Source organism: Cryobacterium melibiosiphilum, from assembly GCF_003602235.1.
In the GTDB taxonomy this organism is placed as follows: domain Bacteria; phylum Actinomycetota; class Actinomycetes; order Actinomycetales; family Microbacteriaceae; genus Cryobacterium; species Cryobacterium melibiosiphilum.
In genome coordinates, this window is the sequence record NZ_QZVS01000095.1 from 119,149 (window position 1) to 139,206 (window position 20,058).

A 20,058-nucleotide genomic window follows, 5' to 3' on the forward strand; every position below is an offset into this window, starting at 1 on the left:
GATGGGGTTAGTGCCGCTCGCGATCTGGAGGGCATGAGCGATGCCGAGCTGCTCACGGTCACGGACGCGATCTTCGCCGCGAAGCGGCAGGTCGAGGCCCTCGCGGCCCGGGCGGCCGGTGAGCTGGCCGACCGGTTCACGCACGACTCGGGCGCGCACGGCGTCGCGGCGAAAACCGGGTGCCGTAACGCGCGCGTGCTGCTGACCGACGTCGACCAGATCTCGATGGGCGAAGCCAGCCGGCTCTGCCGGGTCGGGTCGGCGACCCGGCCGCGGGTGAGCCTGCTCGGTGAACGGATGCCGCCCGAATACCCGCAGGTGGCCGCGGCCCTCGACGTGGACGGGATCGAACCCCGCGAAGAAGTGCTCGTCGGCCGCCGTTCATTGGTGCGCACGGTGCTGCCCAACGGCATGAAACGCTACATTCTCGAGGCCGACCCGGTCTCGGCGGCGTTCTTCGACACCGCGATCGACGCCCTCGTCGGCGCCGAACTGCGTAAGCCCCGGTTCGAACCGACCGAGACCGCACCGTCCACCGATGAAGATGAATGCGGCGAACCACACCTGCAGCTGGCCGAGACGCGCACGATCCAGCAGATGTACTTCGACGCGTTCGTCGAGATCGTGCGGCACGGCCTCAGCTGCACCCAAGGCCCCGGGCCGCTGAACCACACCACCGTCATCGTAAGGATGACCCTCCACTCCCTGCTCGACGGCCTCGGCGAGGCCCAACTCGACGGCATCGAACAGCCCATCAGCGCCGGAACCGCCCGCCGCATGGCCGCCGACGCCCACATCATCCCGATGGTCCTCGGCGGCGACAGCGAAGTGCTCGACTTCGGCGTCGGCCGACGCCTCTTCAGCCGCGCCCAGAAACTGGCCCTGGCCGAACGCGACGGCGGCTGCGCCACCCCCGGCTGCAACCGACCACCCAGCTACACCCAAGCCCACCATATTTTGTGGTGGAAAGCCCACGGCGGACCCACCGACCTCACAAACGGGGTCCTGCAGTGCGGACCCTGCCACCACCGCATTCACGAGGAGGGCTGGGACATCGTCGTCACACACAACGTGGTCTGGTTCATTCCGCCGACGAGCATCGATCCGAACCGCAGACCACGCCGCGGCGGACGACCACCCCTCCTCCAGCCGAAAGGACACTAGCTGGTGCCGGTGGGCCTGCGTAGCGAACAGGTTGCTTCAGTTTCGCTTTACGGCGTTCGAGTTCGCGATCCCCCACACGAAGGACAGCGCGAGTAGCTGTGCAGTGGCAAGGCCCAGCAGCGGGGAGAAGAAGATCGTGGCGAGCACGAGTTCGATCACGGACAGGAACAGTGCGGCGGCGCCGACGGTTGCGAACCCCTGCCTGGCTAGGTCGCGGTCCCGTTCGTCACGATACTCGATGGCGTTGATACGGGTGATGTCGCGGGAGTTGGGGCGGCGCGCGTACAGCGCAATCCCGAGCCCCGTTATGCCGGGAATGAGCAGCAGAAGCGCGCCGAACCAATTCTGAGTGAGAGCCGCGACAAGCGCTCCCGCGCAGAGCGTGCTGACTAAGACGAGGTTGGTGGTCGAGATGGGCGAGCGGTTACTTTTCTGCAATGTGAAACACTTCCTCAACGGTGGATTCGAAGTACCGGGCCAGCCGAACGGCCAGAACCAGGGATGGATCGTAACGCCCGGTCTCGATGGCATTTATGGTCTGGCGCGACACTCCCAAGGCCGCGCCAAGGGCGGCCTGGGAGAGGCCAACGGCTTGACGCCTGACTCTGATCTCGGACTCCATATGACAAGCCTGCTTTACAGTCGCTGCTGTGTCAAGCTAGCTTGTCATGTTGGCATCGCCAAGCCCCGCCCGATTGCCATTGTGTAGGGCAGCAGCCGTGGGGGTATGCGGGCACTGGACCCCGCACGACTCTGGCTCGCGCACGAGCACGAACCTTGGCGACCCGCGGTGTGAGGTTGCTGTTCGGGCGGCCTGTTGTTCTCGGGCTAGCCGGTTTCGGCTACCTTCCCGGGTCGGCCAGCCGACCGGTCGGATAGCTGCCGGGGTCGTACATGAATGCGCGCAACTCTTGCGAGCATCGGCAGGCGACCGCGATCGTGCGCGCCCACGCGACGGCATCCGCGCGCGTCGGCAGCTCCAAGATGGTGAACCCGCCCGTGAGCTCGCTCCCCGGGTAGGCCTGGGCGCTCACGGACCCGTCGGCGGCGACCAGCACGGGGCCCAGCTGCTCGTCGATGCCACCGCCGTAGACATAGACGCCGGCCGCTTTCGCTTCCTCGATCACGGCGCGAGACTCGGCGGCGACAATCGGGAACTCCTCGTCGGTGAGCACCATGGCTTCGCTGGGAAAAGAGATGAGGTAGGCAGTCATGTGTTGATGGTGGCCCTCATCGGGCCTGACAGCAACGGAGTTCCCTGACTCGACCGCCCCCGTCACCGCCCGATCAGCGGTAGCTCTCCGCGGTGGCGAGGAGTGCCTCGTTCCACGGGGTGGCGGCGACCCCGAGTTCGCGCTGCGTCTCGGTCGAATCGATCTCGAAGGGCACCACGAACTGGTAGCTCGACGCCCACACCTCGTGCGTGAGCGGATGCACGACCCCGAGCGAGCGCAGCAGCCACTGCGGGTAGCCGGAGACTTTCCCCCGGGTGCCGTAGTGGGCGTTGAGGTGCCCGGCGATGTCGGTGCGGCTGATGGTGGCGCTGGGAACGTGCCAGATGCGGCCCCAGCCGCCCCTGTGATCGGCACCCTTCTGCTCGGCACCCGCAGCACCTGCATGCTCGGCACCCGTCTGCTCGGCACCCGCATGCTGAGGGCCCCTGTAATCGGCCGCGGCGATGAGCGTGGTCACGATGTCCGGCAGGTAGCTCCAGCTGTGCAGGGTGTGTGGCTTGCCTACCACGTGCGCGGTGCTCGAGCGCAGGATCGCCCGGAAAAAACCTTCACCGAGGTGGGCGGTGCCGGTCGCTCCCGGCCCGAAATAATCGCTCGCGCGCACCTCAACGGCCTGGATGCGTCCGGCGTCGTGCGCGGCGCGCATCCTCGCCCAGCCGTCCCGGCGAATCAGTCCTTTGGCCTCGGTGGTGGTCTCGGGGGAGTGCTCACTCATGGCCCCGGTCGGCGATCCGTAGGGGTAGAGATTGCCCATCACCACGATCCGGGAGCCCGAAGCGGATGCCGCGTCGATCGCGGCCTCAATGACCGGCGGCCACGACGCGGCCCAATCGGTGTATGGCGGGTTGGTGCAGAGAAAAATGGTGGCGGCATCCGCTGCAGCCCGGGTGAAGGCGGCCGGATCGCTCGCATCGAGCACCCGCGCGGCGGCGCCGACCACGGCCGAGCCCGAGCGGGTGGCGACGGTTACCGTGTCGCCGCGTGCCACGAGGCGTTCGGCGAGCGGGCGGCCGATCAGGCCCGCTCCAACAACGAGGTGCGTGGTCATAGGGTCATCCGTTCGGGTCCATTCGCTCAGGTCATTCGGTCGTCAGGTCGTCAGGGACGGGCCGTTTCGGTTCACGCCGAGTCTGGCAGACGCGCACTCAGCGCGGCGACAGCTTCGCGCGGCGCAGGGCGGCGAGCACCGCCGGGCCCACGAGCACGATGCCGACCACCGTCGTGATGGCCCGCACGGTATCCCACGTCAGGGTGGACGTGACGAGGGAGTACAGGGCGAAGGACGCCAGGTTCTGGCCGGGAGCGGCATCCGCGGTGTACGAAATATCGGTGCCGCCGCCCACCGCGAACGGCCAGAACCAGAGGTTCATGACGAGGCCGAACAGGTAGGACGCGACCACGCCGTAGGCGGCGAGCAGGGTGATTTCGAGGCGTTGACCCAGACGTGAAACTCGAGAGCGGGGCAGCAGCCCGGCGCCCGCTCCGACCCAGGCGCAGGCGAACATCTGGAACGGGGTCCATGGACCGAAACCGCCCCAGAGCAGCGAGGATACCGCGATGGTGAGCAGGCCGAGCAGAAACCCGAAGCGGGCGCCGTAGGCCCGGCCGGCCAGGATCAGCAGCACGAACACGGCCTCGACGCCGCCGACGCCCGTGCCGGCGATGCGCACCGCGGCACCGATAGCGCCGAGCACTCCGAGCAGGGCGACGGTTTTCGCGGTGTACATCTCGCGGTCGAGGGTCAGGGCGAGCGCGACGACGAGCGCGGGAACCAGGGCGAATGCGACCCACGGCACCGCGGCCTGGGCGTCGGCGGGCACCGCGGAGACGACGAACGGCCAGCCGAATGCGGCGGCGGCGAGCAGGCTTCCGGCGCCGAGTATCAGGGAGGTCCAGCGGTTTGCCGAGAGGGAGATCGGGCGGACGGCGCGACCGCGGGCTGTCGTCATGACGGCACCAGTTCCGGAACGAGCCGAGCCGCGCGCATCAGCATCGTGGTCGTGGCGATCCCGTCGACGAAGGCCTGGTCGTGGGTGGCGAACATGACGGCGGTTCCGCTGCGCGAGGCCCGCAGCAGGGCCGACCCGACGAGGGCGCGCGCCTGCGGATCGAGGCCGCGGGTCGGCTCGTCCACGAGCAGCAGCGCGGGGCACGCGGCGAGCTGGATCGCGATGACGAGGCAGAGGCGCTCCCCGGCGGACAGGTCGCGGGGGTGCTGGCCCAGAAGAGCGGTCAGCGGGGCGCCGGCGCTGCGGCCGAGGAGGGCGGCGAAGACCTCCGCTGTCGAGGCGCTCGCCCGCGTGGAGCGATCGGAACGGCGGCACTCCTCGCTGACGGAGATGGAAAACAGCAGGTCATCGAAGTTTTCCGGCACGAGGGCGACGGCCTGGCGTCGGGTGCTCCGTTTGAGCGCGGAAACGTTCGTTCCATTGATGATCACGGAGTCGGGGGCGCTCGGCAGGGCGATCGCGTGCAGCAGGCTGCTCTTTCCGGCACCGTTCGGGCCGCGCAGCGCCACGATCTGCCCGGGACCGATGCTGAACGAGACGTCATCGACCACACGGGTTGTGCCGTGCGTGACGGTGAGGTGACGGATGCTGACCCGCGGCTCCCCGGGGGCGGCCACCGGGATCGCCCGCGCAAGCGGGCTCACTGAATCGTCAGCTCTCACTGAATCGTCAGCTCTCACTGAATCGTCAGCTCTCGCGTCGGCGCGTGCCCCCGGCCGGTCGCCGGCGCCGCGCACCTGCACCCGGGTGCCCTGGATCTCGAGCCAGGCATCCGCTGTGGCCGCGAATTCGGCGGTGTTGTGCTCGGCGACGACGACACAGACCTGCGCCTCGTGGGCGAGGTCAGCGAGCACCGCGCAGACCCGCAACCGGGCCGCCTCATCGAGGTCGGCGAGAGGTTCGTCGACGAGGAGCAGAATCGGCCGGGCCACGAGGGCACTGGCGATGGCGACGAGGGTGGCCTCGCCCGCCGACAGGGCGTTGATCGGGCGCGGCACCAGGGCGGTGATCTGCAGCCGGGCGGCAACCTCGAGCACCCGTGCGTGCACGATCACGGGGGCGACGCCGCGCACGGCAAGGGCGAATCCGATCTCGTCGTGCACGGTCTCGGCGGCGAAACCGAGCCGCACGTTCTGGCTGACCAGGCCGACGAACGCGGCCGTGTTGCGCGGGGGAGTGCGGGCCCGGTCGACGCCGGCGACCTCGATCACTCCGCCCTGGGTGCCGTCGAAGAAATGCTGGAACAGCCCGCTGAGGCTGTGCAGCAGGCTGGTCTTGCCCGAGCCGGTCGGGCCCGCGATCACGGTCAGTGTGCCCGGGGCCAGAGCGAAGGCGAGGTGGTCGAGGTGCCAGGAGCCTGCGAAGGCGAGGGAGGCATCCGTCATCGTGGCCGGCCGGGCACAGTCTGCGGTCAGCGCGTCGGCAGAACCGTCGGCGGAGCTGTCGGCGGCCAGGCCGCGGGTCTCCATCGAGGCCGCGAGGGCCAGGGCGCGCTCGATGGTCTGCTCGAAGACCGGCACGAGCAGGGCCGCGACTCCGCGTTCGCCGCGCAGCCGGCGGGCGATCCGCACCCGGCGCACCGAGTCGAGCAGCGCCGGAAAGGTCGCCCAGGCGATGACCAGGGCCCGGGAGATCGCCCGCAGCGGGCCGCGGCCGGCCCCGCGCCCGAACAACCGGCTCACGTCGACGACGGCATTGAGAGCCCCGAAAAACAGGATCACCGCGGCGACCGGAAGCGCGCTGAGGGCGGCGTTGCCGAGGCCCTGGAGCGTGATCGGGCCGAGCAGGGTGACGTGGCTGAACGGCCCGCCGAGGCGCAGCAGGGGAAGGTCGAGTAACACGGGCCCCGGGCCGCCGACCCCGCCGAAGGCGGCCCGGTAGACCACACGCAGCAGCACGAAGCCCACCGCGAGCAGCACGGCCGCCCGCAGCGGGCCCGGGCGCAGCCGAAACACTAGCTGCCGGGCGTGGGAGTCTCGGTGCCCGTCGTGTAGACAAGGCCGAGCGTCTCGCCCGGAGCGGTCTGCAACGAGCCGAGCCCCTCCTGCGCGTAGGCCCAGTCGGCGTCGGGGGTGGGCTTCACCCAGAGCGCCCAGTAGGCGTAGGCGGCGGGCATCGACGCGCAGGCTTCCGTGAAGGAGGCTTCGCCCTCGACCTCGACGGTCTCGTCGGCGGCCGGGCGGTCGTTGACGCGGCAGACGATCTGGTCGCCGTACTCCACGGTGCCTTCGGTCGTGATGCCCGCGGTCTGCATGACAGTGGATGCCGCGAGGCTCGCGTCGGCGTCCACGCACTCGGTGAGCGCCTCGGCGTCGAGGGTGCCGAAGTCGACGACGACGGTGACGCCGCTGCAGTCACCCGTGCTGGACAGCGGGGTGCTCGAGGGGGTATCCGAGGAAGACGCCGAGGGTGCGGCCTGGGCGCATCCGCCCAGGGCCAGCGCGGCAATCAGGGCCAGCGCGCCCGGGGCATATGTGCGCAGAGTTTTTTTCATGGATTCAGGATAGCGAGCGGGCGGCCGACGCCCCGCCACGTGACGTTTTGTGCGGCAATCGCAGATCCGCGCCTCAGTCGCGGATGCGCACGGCCGTCTCCCGTAGGTACTGGTCCACCCGGGTGTACGCGTCGCGGGTCAGCGCCTTCCAGAGCTCGACCGCGAGGCGCGGGTCATCCAGCTCGAGCTGCGCGATCGCCTCGCTCGTCAGCACCTGAAGCTGAACCGGCCCGTCGGCCTTCTCCGTCGTCTCCTGGCGGTCGGCACTGCCGAGCGCGAGCTCGCCGAAGGTCATTCCGGCGCTCAGGGTGGTCAGCTTCACCCGTTCGTTGGTCGGACCGGGCACGATCGTGCTGATCCGCCCCGAGACGATGAAGAACACCCCGCCGAAGCGCTGCCCGACGCGACGCACGATCTCACCGTCGTCGCAGGCGCGCGGTTCCATGAGCGCGGCCACGGCCTCGGCGTCCTCCCGATCCAGGGCGCTGAGGGCGGGGGAGTCGGCGGCCGCGATCGGAGTCTGCACCCGCAGCTCGGGAGAATAGCGCCCGATCAGTACATTTTCGGCATATTCCACGGCCGCGCTGCGGGTACCGAAGGCGCGCACGTGCGGGCCGAGGTCGGCGAGGGTTTCGGCGGCGGTCCCCTCGGTACCGATCAACAGCAGCTCTCGGCCAGCGGCGGCCAGACTGTGCTTCAGGGTCGACAGCATCCGCAGCGCAACGGCGCCCACCTTATCGACGCGGCGCAGGTCGAGAATGACCAGCTCCACCTCGTCGCCCAGGGCGCAGACCTCGCGCAGGGTCGCTTCGGTGCCGGCGAACATGAGGTCGCCACTCAGCTCGATGACCCGCGCGCGGTGACCGTGTTCGGTCAGGGTTGCGGCGGTCTCATCCGGGTGACGGATGCCCGAGGGCAGCTCGGTGATGTCGGTGGAGGACCGAATCGTGGAGCGTCCACTGCGTGCCGCCCGCACGAAGTGCAGTTCCAGCTCTTGGGAAAGGCGTTGGCTGGCCAGGCTACCGCGCACGCTGTTGCCGTGCGCGTCGATGCGCGGCGAGAACACGGCCACACCGAGCTGCCCCGGGAGCACGGCGAGGGTTCCGCCGCCGACCCCGGACTTGGCGGGCATGCCGACGGCGGTGAGCCAGGCGCCGGCGTCGTCGTACATTCCTGAGGTCATCATGACCGACAGCACGCGTTCGACCGGGGCCAGGTCGAGGGCCTGTACGTCGGTGACCGGGTTGGTGCCGCCGTTGGCGAGGGTCGCCGCCATGATCGCCAAGTCCCGGCAGGTGACCTGCACCGAGCAGTGCCTCAGGTAGTTCTCGAGCACTGTCGTCGGGTCGTCTTCGATGATGTCGAAGGAGCTCAGCAGGTAAGCGAGGGCGTGGTTACGGTCGCTGTGGCGGCGTTCGGCGGTGAAGACGGGCTCGCTGACGGCCAGCTCGCGGCCGGCGCAGTCGGAGAGCACCCTCACGATGCGTTTGATGGCGCTCTTTCCGCCGGAACCCTTGATCAGCGAGGTCACGGCGAGGGCACCGGCGTTGATCATGGCGTTGTCGGGACGGCCCGTGCCCGCCGCGAGGGAAATCTCATTGAACGGGTCGCCGGAGGGCTCCACATCGACCTTCGCGTCGACGGCGTCGAAGCCGAGATCGCTGAGTGCGACGGCGTAGGTGAAGACCTTCGAGAGCGACTGCAGCGTGAACTCGGTGCGGGTGTCGCCGACCTCGTAGACCTGGCCGTCGGTGGTAGCGAGGCAGATGCCGAACGCGTCGGGGTTGGCCAGACTCGGCGCGCCACCGGGGGTGTACACGGTGCCGTCGCGTTGTTCGGAGAGCTCCGCGTGGAGGTGGCGCAGGTAGCTCTCGATGGGTGATTCCACAGGCCGTTAGGCCTGAGCGCTGAGGGTGTCGCCGGTGGGGTCCTCGGCGGTCGTGTCGGCGAGCTGCTGCCCACCCACGGGCATGCCGGCCCACGAAATGAGAGTCCAGCCATCCGCCGGTGTTCCGGTCAGCTCGACGACGCCGGTGTTGTCGAGGTTGTTCAGGCCCGCGAATTCCGGGGGCACGTTTCGGGCCCGTGCCGCCGCCCAGACGCGAATGGCCGCGCCATGGCTGAACACCGCCGCCGTGTCGAGCTCCGACATCTCGATCTGGCCGCTGGCAGAGGCGATATCGGCGTCGAAACGGGTGAAGAAGTCGTGTCCGGTACCCGCTCCCGGCATACGCACATCGAGGTTTCCGGCGCCCCACGCGAAGACGGTTTCCATGTACCGGTAGACGGATGCCTGGTCGCTGCGCCCTTCGAGTTCGCCCGCCTCGATCTCGTGCAGGCCCCCGGCAACCTGAACGTCGAGGCCCCGCGCTGCAGCGAGCGGCCCCGCGGTGAGTTGCGTGCGCAGCAGCGTCGAGGCGAAGATCGCGTCGATTTGCTCGTTCTCGAGCGCCTTCGGGATGACCGCCGCCTGTTGTTCGCCGAGCCGGGTGAGACCGGGACCGGGATGGTTCGTGTCGAGCGAACCGAGAACGTTGGCGGGCGTCTGGCCGTGGCGGATCAGGAAAAGTCGCATGGTGCCTCCAGCTTAGGCAGTGCGCCCGGGTGCCGGTCGCGGATTGGCCGGGGGCCGGGAAAGAGCGCACACTGGAGCGTCGGCCGCGCTCGCGCGATCCGGCCGCTCACCTCGTGAAAGGGTTCCGACCAGTGCGCCGCACCATGTTCAAGTCCAAGATTCACCGTGCCACCGTCACGCACTCCGACCTGCACTACGTCGGGTCGCTCACCGTCGATCGTGACCTGCTCGATGCGGCCGACCTGCTGCCGGGCGAACTCGTGAGCATCGTCAACGTGAACAACGGCAACCGCTTCGAGACCTACCTGATCGCCGGGCAGCGAGGCAGCGGGGTGATCGGCGTGAACGGAGCGGCCGCCCGGCTGGCGCACCAGGGTGACCTCGTCATCATCATCTCCTACGCCCAGATGAGCACCAAGAAGGCCCGGGTCTTCGAGCCGTCTGTGGTGCACGTGGATGAACGCAACGCGATCGTGGCGGTCGACGCTGACGCATCCGCTGCCCACGTGCCGGGCCTGGTCTCGCCGCCCTTCGCCGAGCACTGACCCCCCCCGAATCACCCCGCCCCGTTTCGCGAGTGAGCATTTTTTGCCCTTCCCGAGCTCGGGAAGTGCAAAAAATGCTCACTCGCCGGGATGTGCTCGCGGGTTAGGCCGCGTGCAGGCCGTCGAGCAGCGGAGTGGTCGGGCGGCCGATGAGGGTCGCCAGCTCGCCGGAGGTGCCGTCGAGCAGGCCGTCGCGAATGTTGCCGTCGAGGGCGACGACGAAGCCGACCGTGCCCTCGTCGAGGCCCGCGTTCTGCAAGATTCCGGCGTGCTGCTCGGGGCTGACGGAGGTGAAGACGACGGGCTGGCCGAGCAGGGTGGTGAGTGCAGTGGCCATCTCGGTGCCGTCCCAGGCGACGTCGCCCGAGAGTTCGTAGGTCTTGCCCTCGTGGCCGGGACTGGTCAGTACGGCGGCGACGGCCTCGGCGTAGTCGGTGCGGGAGGCGCTCGACACCCGGCCGGTGCCGGCGCTCGTCAGGTAGGTTCCCGATTGCCGGGCCACGGCGACGACGTTCTGGTAGTTCTCGGTGTACCAGCCGTTGCGCAGGATCGTGAAGGGGATGCCGGAGGCGCGAATCAGTTCCTCGGTCGCCTTGTGCTCGGGTGCGAGAATCAGGGCCGAGGTGTCGGCCTTCGGGGCGCTCGTGTAGACGATGCGGGTGACGCCCGCGGCCTTCGCGGCGTTGATTACGTTCGTGTGCTGCTGCACCCGCTGGCCGACCTCGCTGCCGGAGACGAGCACGAGGGTGTCGGCACCGGCACCGGCGAGGGCGGTCGCGAGGCTCGCCGCGTCGCTGTAGTCCACGGTCGCGGTATGCACGCCCGTGGCGCTGAGCGCGGCGAGCCGGTCGGCGTTGCGCCCCACGCCGGTGATCTCGGCAGCAGAGATTCCCCTGCTGATCAGGTGGTCAATGATGAGAGCTCCGAGGTGTCCGGTGGCTCCGGTGACGACGATTGACATGGCATTCCCTTCGCGGGCGCGGTCTGCGCCCCCCGCGTTGTAACAGGCGGGATCGGGATTTCCTTCCCAAGCCCGCCGATGGGGCGCGGGCCGGTTGAGAGACGGACTTCGTGCCTTCGCGGGCGAAAGGAAGGTGCGAAGTCCGCACCTCAGCGGGCGTGCGTCGGGAGCAGCCTCGAATCAGAAGCCGATCGCCATCCGCACGCCGAGGGCGAGCATGACGGCCGCGATGAGACCGTCGAGTACCCGCCACGAGTTGGGCCGGGCGAAGAACGGCCGCAGCAACCGGGCCCCGAAGCCGAGGCTCGTGAACCAGAGAAAACTCGCCGCGATCGCGCCCCCGCCCCACCACCAGCGGGCATCCGCGCCCTGCTGGTTGGCGACGGAACCGAGAAAGACCAGCGTGTCGAGGTAGACGTGCGGGTTCAGCCAGGTCAGGGCCACGATGGTGAGCACGGCCGCCTTCATGGTGATGCCACCGGTGCTGGCCGCCACCAGGGCTTTCGGTCGAAATACCCGCACGAGGGCGAACACCCCGTAGGCCAGCAGAAATGCCGCTCCCAGGTAGCGGATGACCACGATCGCCCCCGGCGCCGTCTCCACGAGGGCCCCGATCCCCACGATCCCCGCCGCGATCAGCACCGCGTCGCTGACCGCGCAGACCGCCACGGCGACCGCGATGGTGCGATTGGAGCCGGCGATGCCGAGGCGCAGCAGGAAGGCGTTCTGGGTGCCGATCGCGACGATCAGGGCGAGGCCCGTGCCCAGACCGAAGAGCGCGGGGACGAGTGTGGTGGTGACGGTCATGATTCTGACGTTAGAGCTAGGCTGGTCACCTGTACAGCTAAATATTCTTGTCACACCTAAGTAAAACTAATCACAAAATCACGAGGCGCACGATGCGGTTTCAGATGGATCACTTGCACGCCCTGGTTGCCGTGCTCGAAGAGGGCACCTTCGAGGCCGCGGCGCGTCGGCTGCGGGTCACGGCATCCGCTGTCTCGCAGCGCATCAAGGCGATGGAACAGATCGCCGGGCAGGTGCTCGTGCAGCGGGTGACGCCCGTCACGACGACCGCCGCCGGCGATGTGGTGCTGCGGTATGCGCGCCAGATGCAGCTGCTCGAGGCGGACACCACCCGCGCGCTCGACGACGATCTGCTGCACTCGGGTAAACGGTCGATCGCGCTCGCCGTGAACGCCGACAGCCTCGCGACCTGGTTTCTCGAGGCCCTCGCGGCGCTGCCCCCGCGTGTCGACGTGGTCTTCACCATCAGCCGAGAGGACCAGGAACACACCACGAACCTGCTGCGGGCCGGCACGGTGATGGCCGCCGTCACGTCGACGCCCGAACCGGTGCAGGGCTGCCGCTCCGAGAAGCTCGGAATCATGCGGTACCGCGCCGTCTGCAGCCCCGGCTTTCGCGACCGCTGGCTCGGCGGCATCGCGGCACCCTGGCGGCTCGCGGGCGTGCCGGTCGTGAATTTCGACCGCCGCGACCTGTTGCAGGATGACTTCTTTCGCCGCGCCGTCGGCCAGGATCTCGACACCCCCGGCCAGGCAGCGCCCCGGCACTTCATACCCACGTCGGCCGATTTCGCTCGCGCGGTGGCGCTGGGTCTCGGCTGGGGGCTGCTGCCCGAACAGCAGTGCCTCGCCGAGATCGCCCGTGGCGACCTCGTCGAACTGGCCCCCGCACAGCCCGTCGACGTGCCGTTGTACTGGCAGCGCTGGAACCTCGACTCCGAGCTGCTCGACGACGTGACGGATGCCGTGCGCTCGGCCGCCGCCACGCGGCTGCACGCCCTGTAGGCGCCCGGCCGGTACGGTCGAACCATGCCCCCTACTCCCACCCGCATCCCCGCGCCGCTGCTCATCGTGGGTGGCATGTTCTCGCTGCAGTTCGGGGCGGCGCTGGCGCAGTCCTCGTTCGAGACCGTCGGGCCGCTCGGAGCGACCCTGCTGCGGCTGGTCTTCGCCGCCGTGATTCTGGTGCTGCTGTTCCGCCCGAAGGTGTGGCAGTGGGGGTGGTCCGCGTGGCGAGCCGCGATCCTGCTCGGCATTGCCCTGGGCGCGATGAACCAGTTCATCTACCTGTCGATCGCGACGGTTCCGATCGGGGTGGCCATCACCATCGAGTTCCTCGGGCCCCTCGTGCTGGCGATGGTTCAGCTGCGACGCTGGACCGACGCGATCTGGGCCCTGCTCGCCCTCGCCGGGGTCGTGCTGCTCGGCGTACAGGCCGTCACCGAACTCGACCCGCTCGGAGTGGCCTATGCCGTGGCCGCCGGCATCTGCTGGGCGGGGTACATCCTCGCGAGCGCGAACCTCGGCAAGGCCCTGCCCGGCACCGGGGGCCTGGCCGTGGCGATGCTCGTCGCGGCCGCCCTGGCCGTGCCGCTCGGGGCATCCGGTGCCCTGAACATCGTGCTGGAACCCTCGCTCATCGCCCTGTTGCTGCTGGTGGCCGTGATGTCGTCGGTGATCCCGTACGCACTCGAGTTGCGCGCCCTGCGCACGCTGCCGACCCGGGTGTTCGGCATCCTGCAGAGCGTCGGGCCGGCCGCGGCGGCGATCGCCGGGTTCGTCGTGCTCGGGCAGGGGCTGCACTGGCAGGAGATCGCGGCACTGGTTCTGGTCTCCGTCGCGAGCGTCGGGATTTCCCTCAGCACGCGGCCGCGCACGTCCCCGGCCGCGCGGGTCGAGATCCCCGGCTAAGGCGCCCCTTCGCGCGGGCCCAGCAGGATCTCGGCGACGGTTCTGACCCGCGGATGCTGGTGGTCCTGCCCGTCGACGATCCCGGCTTCCCAGACCAGCCGCACGCCCTCCGGGGTGACGCTGAGTCTGGCCAGACAGTTGTCGAACCACGGTCCGGTGACGCCGTTCCAGCGGAACGGTGGTTCGGGCACGCGGGCCGCGCGCGCCAGCAGGCCGCTGATGCGCCGCGACGCCCCATATGACAGCACGGCCGAGAACGAGCGCAGCAGCACCGGCAGGGGATTGCGAATCGGCGAGCACACCGCCTGCACGATGCGGCTGCCCGATGACCGCTCGACCTCTTCGACATAGGAGTAGTGCACGTCGCCCGAGAGGAACATCACCGTGTCGGGGGCGTCGCCGCGGTCGCCATCGGCCAGCTCGGTCACCATCGCGGCGACATCGTGAAAGCTGCGCTGGAAAGCTCCCCAATGCTCCAGGTCGACGGCCTGGCGCATCCGCTCACCCAGCGCGGCGGCCGGGCGCCCCCAGACTCCCTCGGAGATGGCTTCGTCCCAGGCTTCCAGCCGTTGCAGCCCGGTGGGCAGCAGAAAGGGCAACGAGGTGCCGATCAGTAGGTGGCGAAAGCCGCCCTGTAGCCGGTCGCTCAGCCACGCCGTTTCGCCGTCGTCGAGCAGGGCGCGGCGACTCGGCTCAAGCACCCGGGTGCTGCGGGAATCGAGCACGACCAGCCGGGTGTCCGCGAAGTCGCGGCAGTAGCTCCACCGGTAGGTCGATGGATGCTCGTCACATCGTTCGGCGAAGGCGTCGAGCACGGCGGTGAGGTCGAGTTCAGCCGCCTGTTCGGCGTTCTGGTCGAGGGCGTTCTCGTGCAGGGCGTTCTCGTGCACAGCAGCCTCGTGTGCCGCGACCTGCTGCCAGATCTCGTCAGCCTCCCGCTCGGCCGGTGACAGGTTGCCCAGGTGCTGGTACACCCAGTACGACGCCAGGCCCGCGACGATGCGGCCGTGCCACCACGGTGTGGCGTCCATCGTGCGCTTCCAGCTGAGCGACGCGTTCCAGTCGTCGCGAATGTCGTGGTCGTCGAAGATCATGGCGGTCGGCAGCGTCGAGAGCAGCCACCGGTTGGCCGGATCGGTCCAGGCCAGCCCGTAGAGGTGGGCGTACTCGGCGAAATCGGCGAGTTCCTCACCGGGCGGCTCGCTGATCTCCCGCCGGCCCCTGATGAAGACCTGCATGGCCTCGCTCGTCATGTCGGCATAGACCTGGTCACCGAGAAAGAGCACGAGGTCGGGCCGGGCCGCCTGCTCGCCGTCAGCGGCGGCCAGGCGCAGGGCGTAGGCGCGCAGCGCGTCGACCCCGTGGGTATGGTTTCCGAGCTTGTCGTGGGGAACGCTCGTGCGGCACGACCCGAAGGCCAGCTGCAACGGTCGAGCACGATCGAGGGTCGCGATGACGGATGCCGGGTAGCCCGAGTCAGCGGGCGGCCAGACCTCTTTTCCCGAGACAGCCACGGTGTAGGGCGTGACCGATCCCGGGTCGAGGCCGTGCAGCGCGACCAGCGCGTAGTGGTGCCCGTGCACGGCGAAGGTCCGCGCCCGGAACGTGCGGTCGCCGGCGGTGACCGCGACGACGGCGGCGTCCCGGGTCTCGAACCAGATGCTCGCCGACACCTCGTCGACGTAGCGCAGCAACGGGCCCAGAATCAGCGGTGACGAGGTCATTCCCCAGTTGTACCGGCATGAGCGCCCGGGCACTACCGCTTAGACGCGCTCATAGCTCAGAAACCGGTAGCGGATGTCCGTGCGCGAGACCATCCACTCGCTCGCCGCCACTCGTCGCCACGATTCGTCGATGACGGGGGCCACGGTGTCGCCCTCGACCGCGAGGTCGAGTTCGGTCACCTCGAGGCGGGTCGCGAGCGTCAGGAACCGGGCATACACCTCACCGCCGCCGATGATCCAGACCGGGGTGGTCGACGTGAGGGCGAGCGCCGCGGCGGGGGAAGTGGCGACCTCCGCGCCATCCGCTGCCCAGACGGCGCTGCGGGTGAGCACGATGTTCTGCCGGTGCGGCAGCGGGCGAAACCGTTCCGGCAGCGAGTCCCAGGTGCGCCGGCCCATGACGACCGCGCCGCCGGCGGTCAGCTCCTTGAAACGAATCTGGTCTTCGGGCAGGCGCCACGGAATCGTGTTCTCGCCGCCGATGACCCCGCCGCGGGCCTGCGCCCAGATCATCGCGACGTCGGGAGCCGCGGCCGAGGCGCGGTCAGACGGCAACGGGGGCCTTGATGCTCGGGTGGTGCTGGTAGTCGACGACCTCGAAGTCGGCGTACTCGTAGTCGAACAGGCTGTCGCGGGCGGCGATCTTCAGGCTCGGAGCCGGAAAAGCCGTGCGGCCGAGCTGTTCGGCGACCTGCTCGCGGTGGTTGTCATAGATGTGGCAGTCACCGCCGGTCCACACGAAGTCGCCGACCTCGAGGCCGACCTGCGCCGCGACCAGATGGGTGAGCAGCGCGTAGCTGGCGATGTTGAACGGGACACCCAGGAATAGGTCTGCGCTGCGCTGATAGAGCTGGCAGGACAGCTTGCCGTCGGCGACGTAGAACTGGAACAGCGCATGGCAGGGCGCCAATGCCATTTCGGGAATATCCGCGACGTTCCATGCCGAAACAAGCATGCGGCGGGAATCGGGGTCGCGGCGGAGGGTATCGAGCACCTGGGAGATCTGGTCGATGTGCGTACCCGACGGGGTCGGCCACGATCGCCACTGCACGCCGTAGACGGGGCCGAGTTCGCCGTCGGCGTCGGCCCATTCGTTCCAGATGGACACGCCGTTCTCGCGCAACCAGCCCACGTTGCTCTCACCGCGGAGGAACCACAGCAGTTCGTAGGCGATCGACTTGAAGTGCACACGCTTCGTCGTGATCAGCGGAAAACCCTGGCTGAGGTCGAACCGCAGCTGCGCGCCGAACACGCTCGTGGTGCCGGTTCCGGTGCGGTCGGCTTTCGCGGTACCGGTCTCGAGCACGTGCCGGAGCAGGTCCTCATACGGAGTGGATACGGCCGGGGCACTATTTGGCGAAGACATCACGGTCCAGACTACGTGAACCGCGGCCCTGAGGCGCCTCGCCCGGATCCGTGGCGAGCAGCGCCGCCCACAGGTCGGCGCGGGCCGGAAACCCACTCAGATCTCGCCCGGTCAGGGTCTCGATCTGGCCAATGCGGGCCCGAATCGTGTGCCGGTGCACCCCGAGCAGCGTGGCGACGGCTCCATATTGACCATTGTGTTCCAGCCACACCCGCAGCGTCGGCACCAGCCCGGAGCCGTGTTCGGTGTCGTGGGCGAGCAGCGGGGCGAGGGCCGCGAGGCCGATCTCCCGGGCATCCGTTCCGGCCAGCAAAGCCAGTACCCCCTGGCGCGCGATCGCCGCGAACTCCACCATTCCCGGCTGCACCTCGGCCGCTCGGTCCAGCGCCTGCCCGGATTGGGCGAGTGCTCCCGGGAGCCCGTCGTACCCGCTCGGGTCGGAGATTCCCGCCCAGGCCTCGAATCGAGAGCACGCCTCGGCGACCAGTGCTCTGTCATCGGCTTCGACGCAGAGCACAACCGAGTCGTCGAGAAGGGCGAAGAACAGCGTTCCGGGCCGGGTTTCCACCCGCAGTTCCAGCCATTCGGTCAAGGCGTCGCGGCGATTCGCCGCCACCTGCACGCTCACCACCCGCACGGGTGAGGGCGGAAGGGCGCCCCATAACTGCTCGGCGACACCCTGCACCAGGTCCAGGTCTCCCAAGAGCAGCGTGCGCAGCAGCCCCGACCGCAGGTGGCCGACGGCGCGGCCGAGGGTGGCGTTCTGCTCCAGGGACAGTCCGGCGAGGGCGATGACCGAGGTCACGACGCTGTGGCTGGCCCGATCGAGCGCGGTCGTGCCGCCGAGCGCGAGCACTCCGCGCAGGGCGCCCGGGCGCCCGAGGGTCTGCAGCGTCAGGGTCTCCCCGCCGGCGATCACCGAGCTGCTGGCCCGCTTTCCGGCGCTCAGCAGTCGGGCCGCGTCGCGCTGCAGGGACTCCAGGGCGAGGCCCCGAGCGGATGTCGCGGCGAGCGACGATTCGGGGAATACCCGGTCGAGCTTGCCGCTGGCATCGAACAGGGCCACCCAGTGGTCCAACTGGCGACTCAGCTCGGCGAGGGTTGCGCCAAGACCGTCCGGCCGCAGGGCCGCCAGGGCAATCGCGTGCTGGGCCGCGAGCGCCCAGGTGCTGCGGGCATAGCGTTCTTCGGCGATCAGGTCGCCGGCCGCACGTTCGACGGCGATGAAGGGGATGCGAAAGGGCACCTCGAACAGCGGCAGCCCGCGTGCCCGGCAGGCATCGATCAGCGGCTGCGGAGTTCCGGCGCGCACGACCTCGGTGCCGAAGCCGAGGGCGACGACCCCGCACGCCTGCAGCCGGTCGACGTAATCGGCGTAACGGGCATCCGCTTCGGCATCATCAACGACGTCGCCGGTGCCGAACTGGGTTCCGGTGGTGAGCAGCAGGTGCCCCGCCGCGAGAAACGGCGTCGGGTCGAGCAGGTCGGAGCTGTGCACCCAGACGACGGATGCGTCCACTCCCTCGGCCGGTACCGCCGGCTCCGCGGGCAGCACCTCCGGGTCCAGGCTGTCGGGCGCGAGCAGCGTCAGGGCGAGCTCGGGCCGGGTGAGCAGTCGACGCAGGGTGGGCAGCACGGAACCTCAATACATGTACATCCGGGTGAAAAAGAGTGATCTCACTGTACAACGCGGACCGGTGCCCGGGGTGGCGCCTCCCTACGATAGGTCTCGGCCGGACTACTTTCGACCCGGAACGACCCAGCACCACTCACGATCGTGAACTATCTAGAACTGGAGCAGCCAGATGACCCTTGTTGACGCCACCACCCCCGCGACCCTGCCGGAAACCGCGACGACTCCGCTCGGCGGACCAACGCTGCCCCAGGAACGCCGGCTCGTCACGAGCATTCCCGGTCCCGCATCCCGCGCCCTGACGCTGCGCAAGAACCAGGCCGTGTCGGCCGGAGTGGGCGTCACCCTGCCCGTCTACGCCGTCGCGGCCGGCGGCGCCGTGATCGTCGACGTCGACGGCAACTCGCTCATCGACCTCGGCTCGGGAATCGCCGTGACCGGGGTCGGCAACAGCGCCCCCGCCGTCGTCGCCGCGGTCTCCGCGCAGCTCGCCCAGTTCACCCACACGTGCTTCTCCGTGGTGCCCTACGACTCCTACATCGACGTCGCCGAAGCCCTCAACCGGCTCACGCCCGGCGACCACGAGAAGCGCAGCGCCCTGTTCAACTCCGGCGCCGAAGCGGTCGAGAACGCCGTCAAGATCGCCCGCCACTTCACGGGCAAACAGGCTGTCGTCGCCTTCGACCACGCCTATCACGGCCGCACCAACCTCACCATGGGCCTGACGGCGAAGAACCAGCCCTACAAGAACGGGTTCGGACCCTTCGCCCCCGAGGTCTATCGGGTGCCCACCTCCTACCCCTACCGCGACGGCGGCCTCTCCGGTGCTGAAGCCGCCCGCCGCACGATCAGCCAGATCGAGAAGCAGATCGGCGCCGACAACCTCGCCGCCGTCATCATCGAACCCATCCAGGGCGAGGGCGGTTTCATCGTGCCCGCGGCGGGCTTTCTGCCCGCGCTCGTGGACTGGTGCCGGGCCCACAACGTGGTCTTCATCGCCGACGAGGTGCAGACCGGCTTTGCGCGCACCGGCGACCTGTTCGCCTGCGAGCACGAGGGCATCGTGCCCGACCTGATCTGCACCGCCAAGGGCATCGCCGGCGGACTGCCGCTGTCCGCGGTGACCGGCCGCGCCGACATCATGGACGCGCCCCAGGGCGGCGGCCTCGGCGGCACCTACGGCGGCAACCCGCTCGCCTGCGTGGCGGCGCTCGCGACCATCGCCACCTACGAGAGCGAGAACCTCGTCGGCCGCGCCCGCCAGATCGGTGCGATCATCACCGCGAGCCTGACCGCGATCGACGACCCGCGCATCGGCGAAGTGCGCGGCCGCGGCGCCATGATGGCCCTCGAACTGATCGACCCGGCCACCGGGGAGCCTGACGCCGCGTTGACGGGCCGAGTGCTTGCATCCGCTCACGCGCAGGGAGTGTTGCTGCTGGGCTGCGGCACCTACGGCAACGTGATTCGCCTGCTTCCGCCGCTCAGCATCACGGATGCCCTGCTGCGCGAGGCCCTGCAGGTTCTCGCCGAGGTGCTCGCCGCGTCCTGACCCGCCGCGCTGAGCTCGCGGCAGAGCTCGCAGCTGAGTCGCGGACTTCGTGCCTTCATCTCGCGGGTGAAGGCACGAAGTCC

Annotated in this window: 20 protein-coding genes; 5 read left to right on the forward strand and 15 right to left on the reverse strand. The window is 69.2% G+C overall.

The window, feature by feature from the left end:
• Window positions 1-33: 33 nt before the first annotated feature.
• The gene (locus D6T64_RS18955; RefSeq protein ID WP_119976231.1) at window positions 34-1,164 is read left to right on the forward strand and encodes an HNH endonuclease signature motif containing protein; all 1,131 of its coding nucleotides are present in this window, start codon (window positions 34-36) and stop codon (window positions 1,162-1,164) included.
• Between the two features lie 36 nt (window positions 1,165-1,200).
• Here the strand turns inward: D6T64_RS18955 and D6T64_RS18960 are convergent, their stop codons facing one another.
• The 9 genes from D6T64_RS18960 to D6T64_RS19000 all read right to left on the reverse strand — a co-directional run bounded on the left by D6T64_RS18960 (window position 1,201) and on the right by D6T64_RS19000 (window position 9,477).
• Window positions 1,201-1,602, reverse strand: a complete 402-nt coding sequence (locus D6T64_RS18960; RefSeq protein ID WP_119976232.1) for a hypothetical protein — start codon at window positions 1,600-1,602, stop codon at window positions 1,201-1,203.
• Complete coding sequence (locus D6T64_RS18965) at window positions 1,589-1,786, reverse strand: helix-turn-helix transcriptional regulator (protein ID WP_119976233.1); 198 nt, start codon at window positions 1,784-1,786, stop codon at window positions 1,589-1,591. The genes D6T64_RS18960 and D6T64_RS18965 overlap by 14 nt, the downstream gene beginning before the upstream one ends.
• 220 nt (window positions 1,787-2,006) lie before the next feature.
• On the reverse strand, window positions 2,007-2,378 hold the full coding sequence (locus D6T64_RS18970) for a YciI family protein (RefSeq protein WP_119976234.1): 372 nt from the start codon (window positions 2,376-2,378) through the stop codon (window positions 2,007-2,009).
• A gap of 73 nt (window positions 2,379-2,451) precedes the next feature.
• Window positions 2,452-3,447: an NAD-dependent epimerase/dehydratase family protein gene (locus tag D6T64_RS18975; RefSeq protein ID WP_119976235.1), complete on the reverse strand. Its 996-nt coding sequence runs from the start codon at window positions 3,445-3,447 to the stop codon at window positions 2,452-2,454.
• A 97-nt stretch (window positions 3,448-3,544) separates the two neighbouring features.
• Window positions 3,545-4,348, reverse strand: a complete 804-nt coding sequence (locus tag D6T64_RS18980) for an ECF transporter S component (protein WP_119976236.1) — start codon at window positions 4,346-4,348, stop codon at window positions 3,545-3,547.
• On the reverse strand, window positions 4,345-6,363 hold the full coding sequence (locus D6T64_RS18985; protein WP_119976237.1) for an ATP-binding cassette domain-containing protein: 2,019 nt from the start codon (window positions 6,361-6,363) through the stop codon (window positions 4,345-4,347). Before D6T64_RS18985 ends, D6T64_RS18980 begins: the two co-directional genes overlap by 4 nt.
• Window positions 6,363-6,902 carry a hypothetical protein gene (locus tag D6T64_RS18990; RefSeq protein WP_119976238.1) on the reverse strand — a complete coding sequence of 180 codons (540 nt, stop codon included), beginning with the start codon at window positions 6,900-6,902 and terminating at the stop codon, window positions 6,363-6,365. The genes D6T64_RS18985 and D6T64_RS18990 overlap by 1 nt, the downstream gene beginning before the upstream one ends.
• Before the next feature lie 73 nt (window positions 6,903-6,975).
• Window positions 6,976-8,790 carry a glutaminase A gene (glsA, locus tag D6T64_RS18995; RefSeq protein WP_119976239.1) on the reverse strand — a complete coding sequence of 605 codons (1,815 nt, stop codon included), beginning with the start codon at window positions 8,788-8,790 and terminating at the stop codon, window positions 6,976-6,978.
• A gap of 6 nt (window positions 8,791-8,796) precedes the next feature.
• Complete coding sequence (locus tag D6T64_RS19000) at window positions 8,797-9,477, reverse strand: histidine phosphatase family protein (protein WP_119976240.1); 681 nt, start codon at window positions 9,475-9,477, stop codon at window positions 8,797-8,799.
• A gap of 131 nt (window positions 9,478-9,608) precedes the next feature.
• Here D6T64_RS19000 and panD point away from each other — a divergent pair, with 131 nt between their 5' ends.
• Complete coding sequence (panD, locus tag D6T64_RS19005) at window positions 9,609-10,022, forward strand: aspartate 1-decarboxylase (protein ID WP_199719228.1); 414 nt, start codon at window positions 9,609-9,611, stop codon at window positions 10,020-10,022.
• A gap of 103 nt (window positions 10,023-10,125) precedes the next feature.
• Here panD and D6T64_RS19010 read toward each other — a convergent pair whose 3' ends face one another.
• Together D6T64_RS19010 and D6T64_RS19015 are read right to left on the reverse strand one after the other, a co-directional pair.
• Entirely contained in the window at window positions 10,126-10,983 is an 858-nt protein-coding gene (locus tag D6T64_RS19010; RefSeq protein ID WP_119976241.1) for an SDR family oxidoreductase, read from the reverse strand.
• Window positions 10,984-11,163: 180 nt separating this feature from the next.
• Window positions 11,164-11,790, reverse strand: coding sequence for a LysE/ArgO family amino acid transporter (locus D6T64_RS19015; protein WP_119976242.1), 627 nt, complete (start codon window positions 11,788-11,790; stop codon window positions 11,164-11,166).
• 104 nt (window positions 11,791-11,894) lie between these two features.
• Here D6T64_RS19015 and D6T64_RS19020 point away from each other — a divergent pair, with 104 nt between their 5' ends.
• Both D6T64_RS19020 and D6T64_RS19025 read left to right on the forward strand, forming a co-directional pair.
• On the forward strand, window positions 11,895-12,794 hold the full coding sequence (locus tag D6T64_RS19020) for a LysR family transcriptional regulator ArgP (RefSeq protein ID WP_233551414.1): 900 nt from the start codon (window positions 11,895-11,897) through the stop codon (window positions 12,792-12,794).
• A gap of 24 nt (window positions 12,795-12,818) precedes the next feature.
• Window positions 12,819-13,700 (forward strand): EamA family transporter, encoded by an 882-nt coding sequence (locus D6T64_RS19025; protein ID WP_119976244.1) that lies wholly within the window; start codon window positions 12,819-12,821, stop codon window positions 13,698-13,700.
• Here the strand turns inward: D6T64_RS19025 and D6T64_RS19030 are convergent.
• The 4 genes from D6T64_RS19030 to D6T64_RS19045 are packed head-to-tail and all read right to left on the reverse strand — an operon-like array spanning window position 13,697 to window position 18,426.
• Entirely contained in the window at window positions 13,697-15,424 is a 1,728-nt protein-coding gene (locus D6T64_RS19030; RefSeq protein WP_119976245.1) for an alkaline phosphatase D family protein, read from the reverse strand. The two genes, D6T64_RS19025 and D6T64_RS19030, sit on opposite strands and share 4 nt — an antisense overlap.
• A 39-nt stretch (window positions 15,425-15,463) precedes the next feature.
• Window positions 15,464-15,979 carry a dihydrofolate reductase gene (locus tag D6T64_RS19035; protein WP_325049812.1) on the reverse strand — a complete coding sequence of 172 codons (516 nt, stop codon included), beginning with the start codon at window positions 15,977-15,979 and terminating at the stop codon, window positions 15,464-15,466.
• A complete protein-coding gene (locus D6T64_RS19040; RefSeq protein ID WP_119976246.1) occupies window positions 15,969-16,790 on the reverse strand; it encodes a thymidylate synthase in 822 nt (273 codons plus the stop codon). Before D6T64_RS19040 ends, D6T64_RS19035 begins: the two co-directional genes overlap by 11 nt.
• Complete coding sequence (locus tag D6T64_RS19045) at window positions 16,774-18,426, reverse strand: PucR family transcriptional regulator (RefSeq protein WP_233551416.1); 1,653 nt, start codon at window positions 18,424-18,426, stop codon at window positions 16,774-16,776. The genes D6T64_RS19040 and D6T64_RS19045 overlap by 17 nt, the downstream gene beginning before the upstream one ends.
• A 169-nt stretch (window positions 18,427-18,595) precedes the next feature.
• On the opposite strand from D6T64_RS19045, the gene gabT reads away from it, so the two are divergent.
• Window positions 18,596-19,975: a 4-aminobutyrate--2-oxoglutarate transaminase gene (gabT, locus tag D6T64_RS19050; RefSeq protein WP_119976247.1), complete on the forward strand. Its 1,380-nt coding sequence runs from the start codon at window positions 18,596-18,598 to the stop codon at window positions 19,973-19,975.
• Window positions 19,976-20,058 lie beyond the last annotated feature (83 nt).